A 17,236-nucleotide genomic window follows, 5' to 3' on the forward strand; every position below is an offset into this window, starting at 1 on the left:
ACTACGCCAACTCCATCGCCGTGGCGGCTACGGATTCCAGCGATCAACGGGCGAGTTTCAGCAACTTTGGGACGTGGGTAGACGTTGCCGCGCCGGGCGCCAACATCCTTTGCACGGTGCTCGGCGGAACCTACGGGCTGAAGAGCGGAACCTCGATGGCGGCGCCGCACGTCGCTGGGCTGCTGGGCTTGCTTTGGGCGCACTATGGGACCACCTCGACGGCGGACTTCATCCGGGAAAGACTGGAATCCACCTGCGACGACGTGGGGACGTTTGTGGCGAAAGGAAGAATCAACGGGGAGCGAGCCCTCACCGATCCTCTTCAGAAACACTTCGCGCCGACGAGCCTCGTGTTGCAGGCGGGAACCGCTGCCGGAGACGTGTCCTTTCTCGCGCACAGCGACGACGTCAGGGTCGTCATGCGAACGGTGAGGTCGAACCGCACGAACTACCTGCGCTGGATTGCGGAATTCGATACCGGCGCTTCTGAGGCGCTGGCGGGCATGAAGGTCACCTATGAGGCGTTCGGCACATTTTCGCCGAGCCTCGCCGTGTACTCTTGGGATTATCAGGCGAGCGCGTGGGTGCTATTTGGGACCGTGAAGCTCTCAGGCGCGGACACAACGACCATCTGGAACTCCACCGGCTCTGGTGCGAGCTTTCAGGACGCAAACGGGAAGTTCAAACTGATGTTCAGCTACGCCAAACCGGCGCGCCAAAGCGTGCAGATCACTTCGGACTTCTTACGCCTCACCAAAGTCCTTGCCAACTGAACGGATCCACCCCCCCCGCTTCCTCCCTCCCATAATCTCTTCAGCCCATCATCTCCCCCTCACCGCCTCACGACCCTCAAGCGGTATCCTCTTGGGGTCCTATGAAGCTCCACGAATACCAGTCCAAAGACCTCCTGTCCAAGTTCGGCGTACCCGTGCCAAAAGGGGATGTCGCCAATAGCGGAACCCAAGTTGGAAAGCTCGCGGCAGACCTGGGAGGCAAGGTTGTGGTCAAAGCCCAGGTGCTGATGGGCGGGCGGGGCAAGGCCGGCGGCGTCAAGCTCTTCGAGGATGCAGCGGCCGCTGAGGCGTTTGCGGGCGAACTGATCGGCAAGAAGCTGGTGAGCATTCAGAACCCCGCCGGGATGATCGTGGAGAAGGTGCTCGTCGCCGAAATCGTGGACATCGCGAAGGAGTTCTATGTCGCCGTGCTCCTCGACCGCGAGGTTCAGAAGCACCTCATCATGGTCTCGGCCAAAGGGGGCATGGACATCGAAGAAGTGGCGCACACCGACCCTGGCGCCATCGCCAAGATGCACATCGATCCCGCCTATGGGCTGTGGGACTTCGAGCTTCGCAAGCTGGTGGCCGACGCGGGCATTCCTGCCGAGGCCCGAAACCAAATGGTGGGCCTGATCAAGAAGCTGGCAAAGGCGTATCTCGAATCGGACGCGGAGATGGTCGAAATCAACCCGTGTGCGCTCGATGCAGCCGGCAAGGTGATCGCTGCCGACGCCAAGGTGTCGATCGACGACAATGCACTGTTTCGCCACGCCGAATACAGAGCCACCGCGGACGATAGTGCCGAGGACCCTCTTGAGGCGGAAGCATCGCGCAGGGGCATCGCCTATGTGCGGCTTGGCGGCGACATCGGCATCATCGGCAACGGCGCGGGGCTGGTGATGTGCTCGATGGACGAGGTGAAAGCGGCCGGAGGCAACCCGGCGAACTTCCTCGACGTGGGCGGCGGCGCCCAGGCCGAGCGCGTGAAGTCCTGCGTCGAGTTGATCTTGATGGACACCAGTGTCAAGGGGCTGCTCATCAACATTTTTGGGGGCATCACCCGGTGCGACGAGGTGGCCAAGGGCATCCTGTCTGCCTTTGACGAGCTGAATGTGACGATCCCGGTGGTGGCGCGAATTGAGGGTACGGCGGCCGAAGAGGGAAGAAAGCTCCTTGAAGGCACCCGCATCCAGCCGGCGGCGACGATGCAAGACGCCGCAGCGAAGGTCGTCAGCCTCAGCTATGGCCGATAATCTGCCGTCGCCCAGTTCAGCCGAGGAAGCACAGGTGTCCCGCCTGTGTTGATAGGCACCTTGCGCTAATCCCTATCCAGTCCAAAACGACTCCCTGCTAAACTCCAACCGTGTTCCAGGTTTTCCTCAAGGGGCTCCAGGTCTACGGCCACCACGGCGTCACAGACGAAGAGCAGGCCATCGGCCATCGCCTGACCTTCGACGTCACCTTGGACGTCTTTGGCGCGGCGGACGAGACGGATCGCGTTGAAGACACGGTGGACTATGGCGATCTTGCCCGCCTGATCGCCTCACGCGCGGCCGGCGAACGCCACAGGACGCTCGAACGCCTAAGCGGAGACATTGCGGCCATGATCCTCATCGCCTATCCGGCGGTTCGACGCGTTGAGCTGTCCGTCGCCAAGCTCGCGCCGCCATTCCCCGAGGTCGCAGACTTCGCCGGCGTCAGGGTGGTCCTGGACCGGACAAAGCCATAGACACGGGAAATAAGAAATTCTGAAAAAATACGGCTACTTGTGAAACGAAACTGAAGCGATGGCGGTATTCTCATCAGAGATGTCAAACAACGGCGCATTTCCAATTCCCTCGCGGGATCCGGTCGGCGGTGGCTCGCTGGTCATCACTGAACTCACGGCCGAGGACTCAGGCGTGGTGATTCGCGGGAAGTTCGCGGTGCCCAGGTATTCGCGCCTCGACGAAGACCAGGCCAAGTTCCTGGAAACGTTTCTGCGCTGTCGCGGGATGCTCGCGAGCGTGGAGAAAGAGCTTGGCCTGAGCTACCCGACCGTGCGCAGCCGGCTGGACGCGCTCCTGGAGGCCTTGGAATTGACCCCCGTACGAGACGAGAACCGCAAGGAGAGAATCGGCGCGAACAAGAGGGCGATCCTGGATCAGCTCGAGCGCGGCGAAATCGGCCCTGAAGAGGCCAAAAGAAAGATCAAAGAAGGAGCGACCCGGTGAAAGAAGAGATTCGACGCATCATGAACCTTGTTAAGGAGGGCAAGCTAAGTCCGGAGGACGCAGCGGACCTCATAGACGCCTTTGCCTCGACGCCCGAAGAAGCGGCTGCCGAAGGAGAGCCGAGCGATGAGGCAACTGCAGATGGCCAGACGCCTCCCCCGCCTCCTTCAGGCGCCACTCCTCCTCCGCCACCGGGCGGGGCTGAGAAGGACCCGGTCAAGGGCTTTGTGGATTGGGTTGAAGGCGTGGCCCGAGATGTGACCAAGAACGTCAATTGGGAGGACGTCGCGCGGCAGGTTCGCGAAGGCGCCAAGAAGGGCGTCGTTGGGCTTCATGTGAACATCGAAAACCTGCGCAAAGGGCGCGTCAATTTCCCGTGGGGGTCCGCCTATGAGACCCGAAACATCAGCCTGCCGATCACGGTGCCCAAGGGGAAGACCCTTCGGGTCGAAAACCCCAACGGCGATGTACGCATCTGGGGCGGCCACAGCGAGGGCGTGATCAACGCCACGCTCAAGATGCGCGGGACCGACGAGCAGGAAGCGCGCGAAAACGCCGATGCGTTCACCTTGCTTGTGGATGAGAGTGAGCACGAGGTGGTTTTGCGCCAGCACGATACGCCAGGCATCACCTTGGACCTGGAGATTCATCTCAAAGGCCACGCAAACCTCGACGTCAAACAGATGAACGGCGATCTGGAGATCAGCAACACCGGCGGCAACTGCCGGGTGCACAGCATCTCGGGCGACGTGAGTCTTTCGGGCCTGGACGGGACTGTGGACGTTCAGAACGCGAACGGCGACGTCCGAATCTCAGATTCGAAAGTGGTGTCGCTAACGCTTGAAGGCAAGTCAGGCGACATCCTGCTTCAGAGGATCAAAGGCAACATCAACGCGAGAACGGCCCACGGGGACATCACGCTCCGGGAGTGCATGGGCAAGTCCATCTCCGTGGAATCGATTTCTGGCGACGTGCGGCTGGACCTCGTCGAGCCGATCCGGGGGTTGGTCAGCGTGCGCACGGTCAACGGCGACACAGCATTGGCGATCGCGGACGGCTCGGACTGCCGCGTGTCCTTGTCTACCCTCAGGGGCGACGTGGAGTGCGATGTGATGCTCAGTGAGGAAGCGAGGCAGGAGCAACACGTTACGGGCAGACTCGGGGATGGTACGGGCGCGCTCGACGTGAGCGCGGTGAATGGGGACATTCGAATGCAGCTCCGAGAGCACATGGCCGCGGCAGCTGATTAGCCCATGCGGACTTGACAGGGACGTGGCACCGATGCCCGCGTTCGGCTTGTCGCAGGGCTTTAGGTCTCGGCTCTGCGCTCTCTGCGTTTTCTTGGCGTCCTCTGCGTGAGAGTTCCGGACTGGCGCGGGCTGAAGCCCGCTCAACCCTGAAAAGGCGAGGTGAACCCCGCCCTCCCTTAGGCTGACCCACGCGCCCACCTATCCGCCGCCGAAGCCGATCCTCACGTCTTTGGCTTGGACCGAGTCGACCGTGAAGGGCACGACCAAGAGCATCATTTCGTCCGTCGTCTCCTCGCCCCAACGGATGTCCTTCGGTGGCTTGTGTGGCTGGAACGGGTTCTGCGCCGAGTTGTCGAAGACCGCCTCAAGGTGGATCTTTGAGCCCATGGGCACCTTCATCGGGTTTTGGAACATGTAGGTCATCTGCCAATTGAAGTCCCAGTTTTTGATCCAGATCATGGGCTCGCGGCTGCCATCTGGCCTGACCAACTCAGCCTTCATCTGCTTGCCGAGAAGGTGCATGTGCGGCATGGCGCCATAGGCCGTCACGTCGGCGGGAATGGGAAAGTCAAACGTCGCTTTGAAGCTGCTCTCCCCCGCTGGAATCTTGAAGAACGGGTTCGCCAACCAGGCGATGTTCATGAGCCGCTCGGGCGGCTTCCTCGAGAAGTAGAGCCCGATTTTGGTTTGGTCGGACTCCACCTTGCCGCTCTTGTGGTAGTGGATCTGCAGCACGATCTTGGTGCCCGGTTTCAGCTCAAAGGCGGTCCCATCCGGAGTGAATCCCGGCCTTGAGCCTGGCGCCCAGCCGCCAAGAGACCCGTCCGGGTTGAAACCAAGGCCGCCCCCGGAGGTCGCGTAGCCTTCCTTGCCGTCTTTGTTCGCCAGGGCCATCCGGTCGCCGCGACCCTTGGCGTCGAGGAAGGCGATCACGTGGTGCACCACGCGTGTGTTGCCGGGCTTGACCTGGTATCCCTGGACGTAAACCGTCTCTTTGAACCCAGGATCGATTACGAAATGACGGTATTCGTCTTCGCCGGAGGCTTCCACCCGGTAAGGGGCTTTGGGGCCGATCACCAGATCAGGCTTGCCCAGGCTCCAGTCACCTTTTGGAAACGTGGGTGTCGCGGGCTCTTCCTTCTGATTTCCCCGCTTGGCGCCGGAGTTAGCCCAGCGCTTCAAGAGTTCGATTTCGCGCTCGGAGAGCGCGTTGTCGTCTTTGAATTCGCCAAATCCGGGAACGGCCTTCCAAGGCGGCATCGTGCGATTGCCGGTGTAAAACGCGATGTTGGGCGCCCACTTGCGCGCGTTCTCATAGCCCACGAAGGAGATGGGAGCGACCTCGCCGGGTCGGTGGCACGCCACGCATCGCTTATTCAGAATCGGTGCGATATGCTTGGCGTACGTGACATCGTCGCTCTGAGGCAAGGGTTTGCCGGGCATCAGAATGCAGCCGAAGGTCGGAGTCTTCGCAAAGGCCAACGGCTTACCCCGGTACAGGTTCCCGAGAACGTTTGCGACGTAGTTCTTGCCGGCGCGGCTTGGGTCCCGGTTATCGAGAATCGAGCCCTGATAGATCTTCTTGCCTTTGGCGTCTTTGACGACGGCTGTGGGCACATGGGTGACCCCCTCCTTCCGCGCGAGTTCTCCGCCCACGTCGATGCAGTACTCCAGCCTCAGCCCGTAATCCGCGAGGTACTGATCGACCAGAGCCTTGGTCTCCATCTCATTAGAGAAGCAGGCGCTGAAGGTGAATCCCTTGGGCTGGAACTCGTCCATCAGCTTTTTGATGTCCGGGGCGCTCTTCATGCCGACCGGGCAATCGGTGCTCAGAAACAGGATCACCTTTCCCTTGGCCGCCGGGGCGGGTCTGGCGAAGGCGAAGATCGCCGCCAACGTGGCGACAACGACGAACAGGACCAGCGCGCGATTCCAGTACATAGGACTCCCTCTTCGAATCTATACGAAAATGTTACTTCGAATACCCATGCAAACTGAACCTGAAAAGGGAGAAAGGCCCAAACATCGCAGAATCGTTGTTAAACGCAGGAGTGACGTTGGGCAGTAGAATCAGCGTCTGGAGAAGCAAGCGGGGACATGCCGGACGAAAAGATCATCACGCGAGAAATTCTGCTTGCTTTCTGGAAGATCCACATCCTGCATCATGCCGCTGAAGACGGCATCTATGGCCAGTGGATGTTGGAGGAGCTTCGGCACCATGGCTATAAAGTGAGCCCTGGCACGCTATACCCAATCCTAAACCGAATGGAGAGGTTCGGCTGGCTTTGCTCAGATAGTCCCGCCAGCGGATCCAAAGCGCGACGCGTGTTTAGGATCACCGAGAAAGGACGGGCTGTGCTTCGGACCGTGCAGGATCATCTTTTGGAGCTTGGTGGAGAAGTTGCAGATAATTGCGTCAGCAGCTAGCCAGTAGGCCCTAACAACACCCAAAATCTCTAAACAAAAATAAGGACTAGTTCAAACAATACTTTGCAAAAAAGTATGGTAGAGCTGAATCCTGGAATGTGCTATTACGAATATCGTAGAATCGGGCTGTCGGCTGGGAATTGAAGCTAAGGCGACAATTCAGGGCCGGCACTAGAAACCGAGGTCAGGGGTGGGTGCCGGGAAACCGATTCTCGCAATAACGCAGTCTTCCTCCGTAAGGGACATTGAGCGTCTTGCGCGTTGGGCCGCATCTGCTTCTATCGGTGCGCGGCCAGCGTCAAATCCCCTGAACCTCGGAACATCAAGGAGGATCCAAAATGAAAACCTATAAACTCGGGCTTCTCATTGTGGCGATGGTGGCAGCTCCGGCCGCTATGATCGTCATGACTCCGAAGCCTGCAGAAGCGGTTCCGGCCTACACGCGCAAGTACGGCATGGACTGCACGGTCTGTCACTTCTCGGGAACAAACCGCCTGACCAAGATCGGCAAGGAGTTCCTGTGGAGGGGACAACGCTTCAAAGATGCCGGCGGCATCGGCGACGATAAGGTCAACCTTGGCGACTACATGTCGTTTGCCTCGAAGTTCCGCTTCGAGTACGACAAAGACGCCAAGCCGAAGAGCAAGTTCGACGTTGAAGCGCTCTCGATCTATTCGGGTGGGCCGTTGTACGATAACTTCAGCTACTTCTTTGAGATCTACTTGCACGAACGCGGCAAGGAGGCCAAGAGCGACGGTTCGGGAACAACGGACACGGCCGTGCGCGAGAAGCTAGCGGAAGCTTATCTGTTCTACAACACCAACCCGGGCGAGGATGCCTATTCGTTCTTGCGCGCAGGGCAGTTCACGCCTCGCAGCATCCACCAGGCCAGCACAGGTGGCCGCGTGTCGATCAGCCGACCGCTCATCTTGAATGACGTGGATGGCTCTGGCAACCTGTTCACCCCGCGTGATCGCTTCTATGGGATTACCGGCGGTTCTGTGTCTAAGGATGGCCTTCGGTTCGAGGTCGGTGTGACAAACGGCGGTGGCGGCAACAAGATGCCCAACCAGCCTGAGAACAACGACATGAAGGACTGGTTCGGCTCGATCGAAAAGGACCTGGACGATCAGGGAAGCTATCTCGGCTTCTTCGGCTACTCCGGCGCTTACCCGGTGAGCACCACCTTCGAGGACAAGTTCCAGCGATATGGCTTCATGGGCGCCTATGAGCGCGAGAGCTTTGAAGTCAGCGGTGGGTACTTCATGGGAAGGAATAAGGTCAGTACCGGCGGCAACCGCAACCCCAAGGGCTACTTCCTTGAGGCAGCGACCAAGGCTGGCCAGGCAGGCACCTTCTACGGGCGTGTCGATCGAACGGACTTCGACCTCGGTACGATCAAGGACGGCTTCGCGATTGGGTATTCCCAGCGCTTGAGCAAGGTCGGCCGAGCGGCCCTTGAGTTCACCCGAACCAAGGCCACCGGAAAGTCGGCCGTCCAAGGGTTCATGTTCGAACTGAACTGGCTCTTCTAGTTTCCCGTTACCTGCTCCTGTTCAACAAGAGGGCCCTGCGGTTGCAGGGCCTCTTTCCTTTTTGGACTTGGGACCGGCAGGATAAACTGGCTCAATGGCTGAGAAACGGCGTGTTCTTGTGACGGGTTCTTCACGCGGGATTGGCAAGGCGATTGCGGTTCGGCTTGGCGAGCAGGGCTGGTCCGTGGCGCTGCACTTTGGAGGCACTTCCAGCCAGGCGGATGATGCCAGGGATGCTCTAGGTGCGGCTTGTGTTGGGGTGTATCGTTGCGATCTTTCAGACCCAGAGCAAGCGTCGGGATTGGTTGACGAAGTGCTTGCCGACGGTCCACTCGACGCTTTAGTCAACAATGCCGGCGTCTACATCCCTCAGGATTTCATAGGCGCCAGCGAGGAGTCGTTCTCAGAAGCATTTCAGAAGACCTTCTCAATTAACTTTGAATCGCCCTTGTTGCTGACCCGGGCGGCGTGCCGCCACTTCGCCCAGCAGGGCCACGGAAAGGTGCTGAATGTGGCAAGCCGGGTGGGTTTCAAGGGGGAGTCCGGGGCTGCCCTTTATGCGGCTTCCAAGGCGGCGCTCATCAACCTGACACGCAGCCTTGCCGGTGAACTGGCGCCCAAGAACATCCAGCTCTTTGGAATCGCGCCCGGCTGGACCAAGACCGCCATGGCGCGCGAGGGAATGGACACCCGTCTTGCGGAGATCCTCTCTGGGATACCGTTGGGCAGGATGGCATCGCCGGAAGATTGCGCGGCGGCTTCGGCGTTCCTGCTCTCCGATGACGCTTCCTATCTCAGCGGCATCGTCATCGATATCAACGGCGCGAGCTACTTCCACTAGGGAAAGAGATGATGGAATGAAGAGTTGAGGGGATGATGGGTTGAGGGCATCTCACGGCCCCACAAGGAACCCGTAGGGCAGACTCTCAGTCTGCCTTCGATTCAACAAACCAAAACCAACGCAGTGGAGAAACCGAAAGGTGAAGGAGCTCCTTGCTCCACCTGAGGGAGAGGGTCCGTGAACGAAGCAATCGGGGACGAGGCGGAAGGCCCCTACGCGGGATGACTGGCCGTCCGGCGATGCGCTTAGAGCTCTCCGCCCGATGCGTCTGCAGGGTTCCTGGCGACGATCCTCACGCCACCCACATAGCGGCTCCGGCTCAATATCTCGCGCGTCACCTCGACCCCGTTTCTTGAAACGATCCGCCAAGTGGTTACGCTATGCCCGCTGGACCCCTTTTCAATAACTTTCTGCTTTCCTGCGGGCAAAGACGGATCGTCCACATACTGCACGCCTCGGCTCCAGCTCTTCAGGTCCGTCGTCGTGACTTTGACCTCAAGCCCGGGGTCCTTCACCCCGAGCACGCGAAAAGTGAGCTTTCCAGGTTGAAACGTGGAGCTGATCGCAATGGGGAACTTGTAAGGATTCTTGAACCTGAGATCGAGCGTCCCATAGTCCACGGTGGCATCGCGGCCGACGGGCAAGTAGGGTACGGGCATCGAGTGGTTGGAGCGCTGCACGATCGGCAGGTTGGCGAGCAGGGCTGAGTTGTAGAGCGTGCCGCTCACCTGGCAGATGCCGCCACCCAGGCCGAGGTCGTGCTTACCGTTCTTGTAGACGCCGGCCAGCTTGTAGCCGTCCTCGATGGTGCGCTTGCCGACGACGCCATTGACGCTGAACGTCTCACCGGGCATGAGGACGGTGCCGTCAATCTTCGACGAAGCGATCCGCAGGTTCGCGTTGCGACTGGTCTGACGCGAAGGGAACTTGGTCGAGTATTCGGCGATGACATCGACGATCTTGTCGAGTTCCTCGTCGGGAACGCTCTTGGCCGATTCGCGCAAGGGCAGATACACGAGCCCAGAGCTCTCGATGGCCTCCGCGATCCCTTTGACAAGACCCTCGGTGTCCAATTCGTACTCGGCGACCTCAGGTTCACGAACAATCTGGCCCTCGCGGTAAGTCACGCGTGCCGGTTTGCGTCCACCCAGGCTCTCGCGGACATAGGCTGTCAGCGCCGGGTTGACCTGTCCTGTGGCTCGCAACACGATCGGAAAGCTGCTGCCGGTCTCGGAGCCCTGCCCAAAAAGCCTCCTTGTGGCGCCCCAGAAGTCCTCAACGGGAAGCGGGCTGGTGCTGGCCACGTCGTCCAGCGCGCACCCTGCCTTGGAAGGGGTGATTTCGAGAGGCTTGCCCCTGCCTTCGGCCAAGGCTGCCTCGATGGGTTTCACCTTTTGGTACTCCCACCAGGTCCTAAGCTTCTTGCGCGCTTCGGCGAGGGTGAGGCCGCCAACCGGGACGGAACCGATGCGTACCGTCGGCGCGACGCGCGGCTCATATCGGTAAGCCGTGATCGTAAGGCAACCCGTCGCGCCTCCAACGCTAAGCGCGGCAATGATCAGAAGACGTTTCATCCTTGCTCTGAGGCTCTGGCCCCAACCTGTTTGCAGTCTTGTGCCCAGCAATGCGCCATCCTAACTCATCGCCGGAGCTTTCTATTATGACGAACGAAGAGACTTGATCGAATCAAGTAGTTTCACTAGGGATTAGGGAGCGCCTCCGGCCCCAAACATCGAAGGCATTTCATGGTGGCTGGCGATGCCAAACCACTTGCGAACGTCGTACTTGGCGCAGATCTGGCCAAGAAGCTTGTCCGACTCGTCGAGCGGGCTGTCCACAGTCCCTTCGGAAGCCCCTTTCCACTTGCGGACGGTCACAAGAGCCGCAGAGAGGTCGCCTCCAAGAATGTTCTCAATATCCCCGATTTGGCTTTTGATTTGGGTTAGGGCTTCATCGTAGCGGAGAAAGAGGTTTTGACACTCTCTGGGCGGGGTCCTTGCGGCAAACTCCTTTTCAAGGGCGTCCCACCCCTTGGCCAGGTCCGTTGCCGAGGCTTGCAGGTCAACTGCGGGGTTCTTCTCTGGGGACCCGCTAATCTCCCCGTCCATATCCAACATGCCCGCACCGGCGGAGGCCTTCGTCACCTCGACAAAAAGCTGGACGAGCATGTCCATCTGCCGGCTGTTCAGGCGCTCCTTTTTTCGCTCGATCTGCTCCAGGAACAGCAGCCAATCGTAAACGTCCTGCGGCATCCTTGCCCGTTCTGCCTGGCTAGGCAGCATTGCGCCGGAATCTGAGGTTCCTTGGGCCTCCAGCATCGAGCCGCTGCCACCCGCACCAGGCGCCATCAGGCTGTTGCCGCCCTGCCCCTCGCCGGATTGCCGGAGCGCGTCACCCTGCGAGCCGCTACCGCCCAATCGGAGCACTCCCGCCGAATTGAGCCCCCAGGCCACAGCCGCCAGCACGAGCACCGTAAGCGCGGCGCCCGCGAGCATGGTCCGCACCCGCGAGGGCTGGCCGGGGACAGCCGCCGCCGGAATGACGGGTGTCATGGGGGCTTGTCCCTGGGGTACAGGAGCGGCCGCCAACATCTGCCCGCAGTGCATGCAGAATGTGGCGCTCGCGCCAAGCGGCTTGCCGCATCGAGGGCATTTCATATCCATTCAGACGTCACTTCTCGCGGCGAGGTTGTCTTAAAGCCATTGGTGAGGCACACGGACTTTGCGGAACAACCATATCAGGGACGTTTGGCCCGGGCGAGGATTCGCTGGCGGCGTCGAATCGGTCCAACGTAAGAAAGGGGTTTGATGATGGAAAGGCAGTCAGAGCTTCCAGCGAACGATCCGCTCCTGCTGTTTTTCAGGGAGTCCATCCACGACGTGCTGCGCTATAGGCTGGGCGTTCCGGATTGCGAGGATGTCGAGGCCCACCTTTCCTGGATACTGGCGAAGTACGGAAGGAAGGAAGCGATGGCGCCGCTGCACGATGGCCAGGGCCGGCCGATCGAGGGGCTTGTTGAGATGCTTGGGCAGGCGGACGTGCGCCTGAGCGCCGACTCTTTTGAGCGCGAGCGGGACGTCCATCAGCACATTGGGGATTCCTTGCTGTTTTGGAGCGGCCTGTATCCTGAGAGGCTCAGGCAGATCGGCGGCGACGGCTATCTGAAGCAGGCGGCACGCCAGGGCCAGGCCAGCTACCACATCGTTTCGAGCTTCGATCATGAGCCGTATCGCGTCCAAGCGCCGGTCTTCCAAAAGCTGGGTGACGGTTTCGAGGTCTGGCGCGAGGGACTGAGCGTTCTGCGGCTGGAGCTCAAAGGCTTTCCGCGCCCGGAAGGGAGTTCCTGAGATCCCTGTGGCCCAGTCGTCTCGCACGGGTAACACGCGTTGAGCGAATGCGTTCAAGGTAGTTTCAGCATTGCGTTTCCGTCAGCCCCTTATGGCGTTGGAAGCGCTAACCACGGCCAGGTGGCCGAAAGGTAATCTGGGCCGTTCCTGGAGGCCCCGATGAACCTGTCTGCCGACACCCTTTCGCTTCTTCCGACGCGCTTCGCCGGCTATCTGGAGGGCCAAGCGGTCGATGACCTCTTCGAGACATTCGACATCAAGTTCTCGGCCGGGCACTGGGCAGCCGGGGAGTTCTTCGACCGGTTCTGCCCGGTCGGCTACAACAGCGACCGTGAGTTCGACAATTCAACCGTGGCGCAGATCGGGCGCGTCGCGCAAGCCGGCATCAAGGGGGTCGAGTTTCACGAGGTGGTGTTCCTGAACCCGGATGGGTCGGTGAACCAGGCGGAATACGAGGCGATCAGGGCGGCGCTCGACACGCATGGCATCGTGCCCACGAACATGAACTTCAACCTGTGGACTCATCCGAAGTTCAAGTACGGCGCCCTGACCCACCCCGATGCCGGAATCCGAAAGGTCGCTCTCGAGCAGGTGCATCAGGGCGTCGATCTCGCCAAGGCGATCGGGTGTGTCAGTTGTGGGCTCTGGCCAGGCTCGGACGGGTGGGACTACCACTTCGAGGTGGACTATGGGCAAAGGCTGAGGTGGTACATCGATGGTTGCACCGAGGTTGCAGAGCATTGCGACCGCCTTGGCCTCAAGTTTGGCCATGAGCCCAAGCAAAAAGAGCCGCGCGAGGGCAACATGATTATCAACACGGTCGCCAAGGCCGCCCTCGTGGCGCTCGAGGTGAACAAGAGCCTCGGCAAGACGGTCATGGGCGTCGCCATCGACTACGGCCACGAGCAGATGGTGGGGAACACTCCGGCGGACTCGCTGTATGTGCTCAAGACCTTTGGGCTGCCGATCGCAAACTTCCATATCAATGGCGCCAAGTACAACTCGAACGACGAAGACCGGATCGCTGGCACCGACGACATCTGGAGGCTGGTCGAATTCTGCTACGCGGCGATCGACACCGGCTATGACGGCTGGTTCGGGGAGGACCAGTTCACGTACCGGACCGACCAGGTCGAGTCGATGGCGCTCTCACGGGAGTTCTTCGCCAACTGCATGAAGCGGGCACTCATGATCTATGCGGATCGAGGGCGGCTGCAGACGGCCCAAGCCACCGGCGACGCCGGCAGGGTGATTCAGGTGGTGAAGAGGGCGATCTACGGTGGGTGAACCAGACGGCGGGTGCACGTCTCTGCTCGTGACTGGCAACGGGTCCAGGCATGGAATATCTATATCTGAGACGATCGTAGTTTGCAAACCAATCCCATGCCCCATCTTCACCTGACCACCAGTGCCGACCTCGTGGAGAACGTGGACGTCCCAGACATCCTGGAAGCCCTCGTCAAGGAGTTCTCCGGGATCGAATCGATAAAGCCCGAAGCGGTCAAGGCGTACCACACGCTTCAAAACACCTGGGTGATGGGCAAGGGAGCGCCTCCAGGCTTTGCGCACCTTGAGGTCAAGCTGCTCTCCGGAAGAAGTCCCGCACTCCTGCAGGAACTGTCGGATCGGCTCTATGCCGAGCTTCGAAAAGGGTTTGCCGGCTCCCTGGAAAGCGGGGAAGTCTCCTTGACGCTTGAGGTGACGGAGATGAGCGCCGCCACCTATCGAAAGTAAGCCAGGGCCGGTTTGGGCCAAAATCAGGCCTATGCGCTTTGCGACCAAGGCCATTCGCGTCGGACAGGACCCGGCAGGTCCCCACCTTCCAGTGATTCCGCCCATCTATCAGTCGGCGACTTTTGCCTGGAACTCCCTTGAAGACGCCCCTGCGTTCGACTATTCCCGCGTGAACAACCCCACGCGAGCGATGCTCGAAGAGATTCTCGCCGCGCTCGAAGGTGGTTTTGGATGCGTCTGCACCGGCAGCGGGATGGCGGCAATCGCAGCGGCGTTCTCCCTGCTCAAGAACGGCGACCACCTTCTCATGGCTTCGGACATCTACGGTGGCACCCACCGGATCGTGCACACCATCCTCCCAAACCAGGGGATCACCTTCACCGAGTTCGATGCGCGGGAGCCAGGCACCATCGACACCGCGATCCAGCCCAACACGAAGATGCTGATCTTCGAGACCCCCACAAACCCTAACCTTCGGATTGTGGATGTCGAGGCGATCGCGTCAGCCTGCAAGCGGCACGGAATCGTCTGCGTCATCGACAATACGTTCGCCTCACCCTACCTTCAGAACCCGATCGCCTTGGGCTGCGACATCGTCGTGCACTCGACGACCAAATACGTGGGCGGGCACAGCGACATCATCGGCGGGGCGGCCATTGCGGGCACCCAAGAGGTGTATAACAAGCTCTTTGCCTGGGCCAAGTCCATCGGCACGGCGCCAGGGGCGTTCGACTGTTGGCTGGCGGTGCGTGGCGTCAAGACGCTCGAGGTGCGTATGGAACGGCACTGCGCGAATGCGATGGCGGTTGCTGAGGCGCTTGAGCGGCATCCGGCGGTGCATCGCGTCCACTATCCGGGGCTCAAGTCGCACCCGGACCACGCGATCGCCGCCAAGCAGATGCGGGCGTTCGGCGGAATGGTGTCCTTTGAGGTCAAGGGTACGGCGGCGGACGCCAAACGTGTGGCGGAGTCCACCAAGGTGTTCATGCTCGCTGAAAGCCTAGGCGGGGTCGAATCGCTGATCGGCTATCCCCCGATGATGTCGCACGCGGCGATGACCGAAGAGCAGCGCATGGAGGCAGGCATCCCGCCGACTCTGCTGCGGCTATCTGTGGGCATCGAGGACGCTCAGGACCTGATCGAAGACCTGCAGCAAGCGTTGGCAAAGGTCTCGGCGCTGGCGCGATAGACTATAGTCGCAGTTAGTCACCAGGCTTTGCAGAGGCCTCGTCAAGGTCGATCAGGACGAACTGCGTTCCCCCTTCAAGCACGCGCCCGCGGCTGCGGAAGTCCTCGAACTCCTGCCCATACCGCTGCAGCATGTCGGGAAACGCCTCGGGCACGGGTGCGATCAAATAGCGGGCGCCAGACTCCCCTAGGATCGCCTGCCGCTCAGCCTCAGGGGTCGACTTCAGAAAGAACTTCGAGGCCTTGTTGCGGCGGTCCGCGTAGTTGGGCGTCTCGCTCCAGTGCCCGGCGAAGCTGTATGCACCGCCGAATCCGCTCGCCATCGCGTTGAGATCGCTCACATAGGGCGGGTTGTAGGCGTCGATCCCGCGGCCGGATTCGTCTGCATGCTGTTCGTTGATCCCCGGCATCGCCAGCACCACTTTCCGCCCGGGCAGGCTGCGCAGCTTGTTCATGATGTTGCGGACTTCGGGCGGATAAACGACGGCGTTGAAGGTCGTCCGGGCCACGTTCGAGGTGATGTATTCGCGCTCGCGCTGAATCCAGAAGATTGAGGTGAAGCACATCGCGAACAGCGCCACCGCCCCACCCGCGATGCGCGTCTGCTTCTCCTTGGGCTTGAGCACCTGGTAGATGCCCCAGGCGGCGAGCACGGACCAGGGCAGAGCCATCCCCATGGCGAGCTTTCGCTGGAAGAGCGCAGGGAAGTAAATGGCGACGACCCCGACCAGCGCCCAGGTTTGCATCAGATTGATGGCCTGAGACTCCGTCGCCAGAAGAACGGACGCCACGACCGACAGAACGAAGGCGAGTGCCCAAACCGGGATGCCAAGCCAGAATTGATTGCCCCCGACGTCCCCGACCAGGAACATCGCAAGGAGGCCGACGCCTGCGATCAGTGCGCCTATCCGTGCGCGATGGGTAGCGGCGGCATCCGATCGGGGCACCAGAAACGACGCGAACGCGCCGATCATCAACGGCAGCAAGCCGACGATCACCTGTCGCGGGCTCGCCGCATAGGTCGGAGTGGCGGCCCGCGCCTGAAAAACGGCGTCGTTCTGTAGCACATAGGCAAACCAGAGGGCAGACGGAACCGCGCCCAGCGCGATGATCAGTGCCCGGAACAGCCAGACTCCGCTTACAGCCTTCTGCGCCACCTGTACGGCCAAAAACCCGAGGCCGACCAGCCCGACCAGCAGCATGTCGTAGCTGTGGATGTTCATGAGAACCAGGCTGCAACCCACCCCAACCGGGACCGTCTTCCAACTTGTTCGCGCATCCCAGATCGCCGTCAACAGGGCCAAAATCAGGCACAAAGCGGCCATGAAAAGCCCGTTTGTGAGCATCGATGGGAACACGAATGCCTCGGATTGCCAGACGTCTATCGGCAGCCGGCCCCCCATCAGCGAGCTGAGCAGGGCGTTATCGCCGGGTATGAAAGCGTCGCCAAACCGGTGCCACACCAGGAACCCAAACCCACTCCCGAAGACACCTACGCAGAGCCCGAGCTTCTGAAAATAGGTGTCTGGGGAGATGCGGCAGAGGAAACGGTAAAGCAGAAGCACGAAAAGCGCGGCGAACCCCGCGCGGGCCAGGCTAAGCGTCAGGGGAATGCCGAAAAGCTTGGAGATTAGCCCCAAAACGAAGAAGTAAACGTTGATCGTGAGGCCCGGTTGTGGGTCCACCGCGAAGCGGTTGTCCATCAGGAAATGGCCGTCCTGAGCCTGCGTCATCCAGGCAGCGTAGACCATCTGGTCGTCGAACGAATGCTTGAACCCGGCGTACCAGTCCCCCGTCCGGTAAGCGATTAGTGCGCCCATGAATAGGGGCAAGAGCGCCGCAGCCATAGCTGCGGCGATCACCCATACCAGCGTGCGCTTCATCGCGTTGCCGGAATCTTCTTGCTGCATGGCAAAAACCAGAAA

Annotated in this window: 16 protein-coding genes; 12 read left to right on the forward strand and 4 right to left on the reverse strand. The window is 60.5% G+C overall.

The window, feature by feature from the left end; all coding sequences use genetic code 11:
- The 5 genes from HZC36_02515 to HZC36_02535 all read left to right on the forward strand — a co-directional run.
- Window positions 1-773: S8 family serine peptidase (locus tag HZC36_02515; GenBank protein MBI5705843.1), on the forward strand; the 773-nt coding region annotated here is incomplete at its 5' end.
- Window positions 774-874: 101 nt separating this feature from the next.
- Window positions 875-2,029, forward strand: coding sequence for an ADP-forming succinate--CoA ligase subunit beta (sucC, locus tag HZC36_02520; protein ID MBI5705844.1), 1,155 nt, complete (start codon window positions 875-877; stop codon window positions 2,027-2,029).
- 110 nt (window positions 2,030-2,139) lie between these two features.
- Window positions 2,140-2,505, forward strand: coding sequence for a dihydroneopterin aldolase (gene folB / locus HZC36_02525; GenBank protein ID MBI5705845.1), 366 nt, complete (start codon window positions 2,140-2,142; stop codon window positions 2,503-2,505).
- Window positions 2,506-2,563: 58 nt separating this feature from the next.
- On the forward strand, window positions 2,564-2,989 hold the full coding sequence (locus HZC36_02530) for a DUF2089 domain-containing protein (protein MBI5705846.1): 426 nt from the start codon (window positions 2,564-2,566) through the stop codon (window positions 2,987-2,989).
- Complete coding sequence (locus tag HZC36_02535; GenBank protein MBI5705847.1) at window positions 2,986-4,239, forward strand: DUF4097 family beta strand repeat protein; 1,254 nt, start codon at window positions 2,986-2,988, stop codon at window positions 4,237-4,239. Before HZC36_02530 ends, HZC36_02535 begins: the two co-directional genes overlap by 4 nt.
- Before the next feature lie 198 nt (window positions 4,240-4,437).
- On the opposite strand, the gene HZC36_02540 is transcribed toward HZC36_02535, so the two are convergent.
- Entirely contained in the window at window positions 4,438-6,180 is a 1,743-nt protein-coding gene (locus tag HZC36_02540; protein MBI5705848.1) for a redoxin domain-containing protein, read from the reverse strand.
- A 156-nt stretch (window positions 6,181-6,336) separates the two neighbouring features.
- Here HZC36_02540 and HZC36_02545 point away from each other — a divergent pair, with 156 nt between their 5' ends.
- The 3 genes from HZC36_02545 (at window position 6,337) to HZC36_02555 (ending at window position 9,042) form a co-directional block, all read left to right on the forward strand.
- Complete coding sequence (locus HZC36_02545) at window positions 6,337-6,666, forward strand: helix-turn-helix transcriptional regulator (protein MBI5705849.1); 330 nt, start codon at window positions 6,337-6,339, stop codon at window positions 6,664-6,666.
- Window positions 6,667-7,004: 338 nt separating this feature from the next.
- Window positions 7,005-8,201, forward strand: coding sequence for a hypothetical protein (locus HZC36_02550; protein MBI5705850.1), 1,197 nt, complete (start codon window positions 7,005-7,007; stop codon window positions 8,199-8,201).
- Window positions 8,202-8,295: 94 nt separating this feature from the next.
- A complete protein-coding gene (locus HZC36_02555; GenBank protein MBI5705851.1) occupies window positions 8,296-9,042 on the forward strand; it encodes an SDR family oxidoreductase in 747 nt (248 codons plus the stop codon).
- Window positions 9,043-9,287: 245 nt separating this feature from the next.
- Here HZC36_02555 and HZC36_02560 read toward each other — a convergent pair whose 3' ends face one another.
- Both HZC36_02560 and HZC36_02565 read right to left on the reverse strand, forming a co-directional pair.
- The gene (locus HZC36_02560; GenBank protein ID MBI5705852.1) at window positions 9,288-10,616 is read right to left on the reverse strand and encodes a VanW family protein; all 1,329 of its coding nucleotides are present in this window, start codon (window positions 10,614-10,616) and stop codon (window positions 9,288-9,290) included.
- Between the two features lie 132 nt (window positions 10,617-10,748).
- Window positions 10,749-11,699, reverse strand: a complete 951-nt coding sequence (locus HZC36_02565) for a zinc ribbon domain-containing protein (GenBank protein MBI5705853.1) — start codon at window positions 11,697-11,699, stop codon at window positions 10,749-10,751.
- A gap of 150 nt (window positions 11,700-11,849) precedes the next feature.
- Here HZC36_02565 and HZC36_02570 point away from each other — a divergent pair, with 150 nt between their 5' ends.
- The 4 genes from HZC36_02570 to HZC36_02585 all read left to right on the forward strand — a co-directional run bounded on the left by HZC36_02570 (window position 11,850) and on the right by HZC36_02585 (window position 15,312).
- Window positions 11,850-12,389 (forward strand): hypothetical protein, encoded by a 540-nt coding sequence (locus HZC36_02570; protein ID MBI5705854.1) that lies wholly within the window; start codon window positions 11,850-11,852, stop codon window positions 12,387-12,389.
- Between the two features lie 159 nt (window positions 12,390-12,548).
- Window positions 12,549-13,676 carry a TIM barrel protein gene (locus HZC36_02575; GenBank protein MBI5705855.1) on the forward strand — a complete coding sequence of 376 codons (1,128 nt, stop codon included), beginning with the start codon at window positions 12,549-12,551 and terminating at the stop codon, window positions 13,674-13,676.
- Between the two features lie 96 nt (window positions 13,677-13,772).
- On the forward strand, window positions 13,773-14,123 hold the full coding sequence (locus tag HZC36_02580; GenBank protein MBI5705856.1) for a hypothetical protein: 351 nt from the start codon (window positions 13,773-13,775) through the stop codon (window positions 14,121-14,123).
- A gap of 31 nt (window positions 14,124-14,154) precedes the next feature.
- Window positions 14,155-15,312, forward strand: coding sequence for a PLP-dependent transferase (locus HZC36_02585; protein ID MBI5705857.1), 1,158 nt, complete (start codon window positions 14,155-14,157; stop codon window positions 15,310-15,312).
- 13 nt (window positions 15,313-15,325) lie between these two features.
- Here HZC36_02585 and HZC36_02590 read toward each other — a convergent pair whose 3' ends face one another.
- Complete coding sequence (locus tag HZC36_02590) at window positions 15,326-17,221, reverse strand: hypothetical protein (protein ID MBI5705858.1); 1,896 nt, start codon at window positions 17,219-17,221, stop codon at window positions 15,326-15,328.
- Between the last annotated feature and the right edge of the window lie 15 nt (window positions 17,222-17,236).

The organism is Armatimonadota bacterium, assembly GCA_016223145.1.
Lineage (GTDB): Bacteria > Armatimonadota > Fimbriimonadia > Fimbriimonadales > Fimbriimonadaceae > Nitrosymbiomonas.

Bases quoted from the DNA above. Each gene is read 5' to 3' on its own strand.
- HZC36_02580 (MBI5705856.1), top strand. From the start codon at position 13,773: ATGCCCCATCTTCACCTGACCACCAGTGCCGACCTCGTGGAGAACGTG.
- HZC36_02530 (MBI5705846.1), top strand. From the start codon at position 2,564: ATGGCGGTATTCTCATCAGAGATGTCAAACAACGGCGCATTTCCAATT.
- HZC36_02550 (MBI5705850.1), top strand. From the start codon at position 7,005: ATGAAAACCTATAAACTCGGGCTTCTCATTGTGGCGATGGTGGCAGCT.
- HZC36_02555 (MBI5705851.1), top strand. From the start codon at position 8,296: ATGGCTGAGAAACGGCGTGTTCTTGTGACGGGTTCTTCACGCGGGATT.
- HZC36_02565 (MBI5705853.1), bottom strand. From the start codon at position 11,699: ATGAAATGCCCTCGATGCGGCAAGCCGCTTGGCGCGAGCGCCACATTC.
- HZC36_02545 (MBI5705849.1), top strand. From the start codon at position 6,337: ATGCCGGACGAAAAGATCATCACGCGAGAAATTCTGCTTGCTTTCTGG.
- HZC36_02585 (MBI5705857.1), top strand. From the start codon at position 14,155: ATGCGCTTTGCGACCAAGGCCATTCGCGTCGGACAGGACCCGGCAGGT.
- HZC36_02570 (MBI5705854.1), top strand. From the start codon at position 11,850: ATGATGGAAAGGCAGTCAGAGCTTCCAGCGAACGATCCGCTCCTGCTG.
- HZC36_02575 (MBI5705855.1), top strand. From the start codon at position 12,549: ATGAACCTGTCTGCCGACACCCTTTCGCTTCTTCCGACGCGCTTCGCC.
- HZC36_02590 (MBI5705858.1), bottom strand. From the start codon at position 17,221: ATGCAGCAAGAAGATTCCGGCAACGCGATGAAGCGCACGCTGGTATGG.
- sucC (MBI5705844.1), top strand. From the start codon at position 875: ATGAAGCTCCACGAATACCAGTCCAAAGACCTCCTGTCCAAGTTCGGC.
- HZC36_02560 (MBI5705852.1), bottom strand. From the start codon at position 10,616: ATGAAACGTCTTCTGATCATTGCCGCGCTTAGCGTTGGAGGCGCGACG.
- HZC36_02540 (MBI5705848.1), bottom strand. From the start codon at position 6,180: ATGTACTGGAATCGCGCGCTGGTCCTGTTCGTCGTTGTCGCCACGTTG.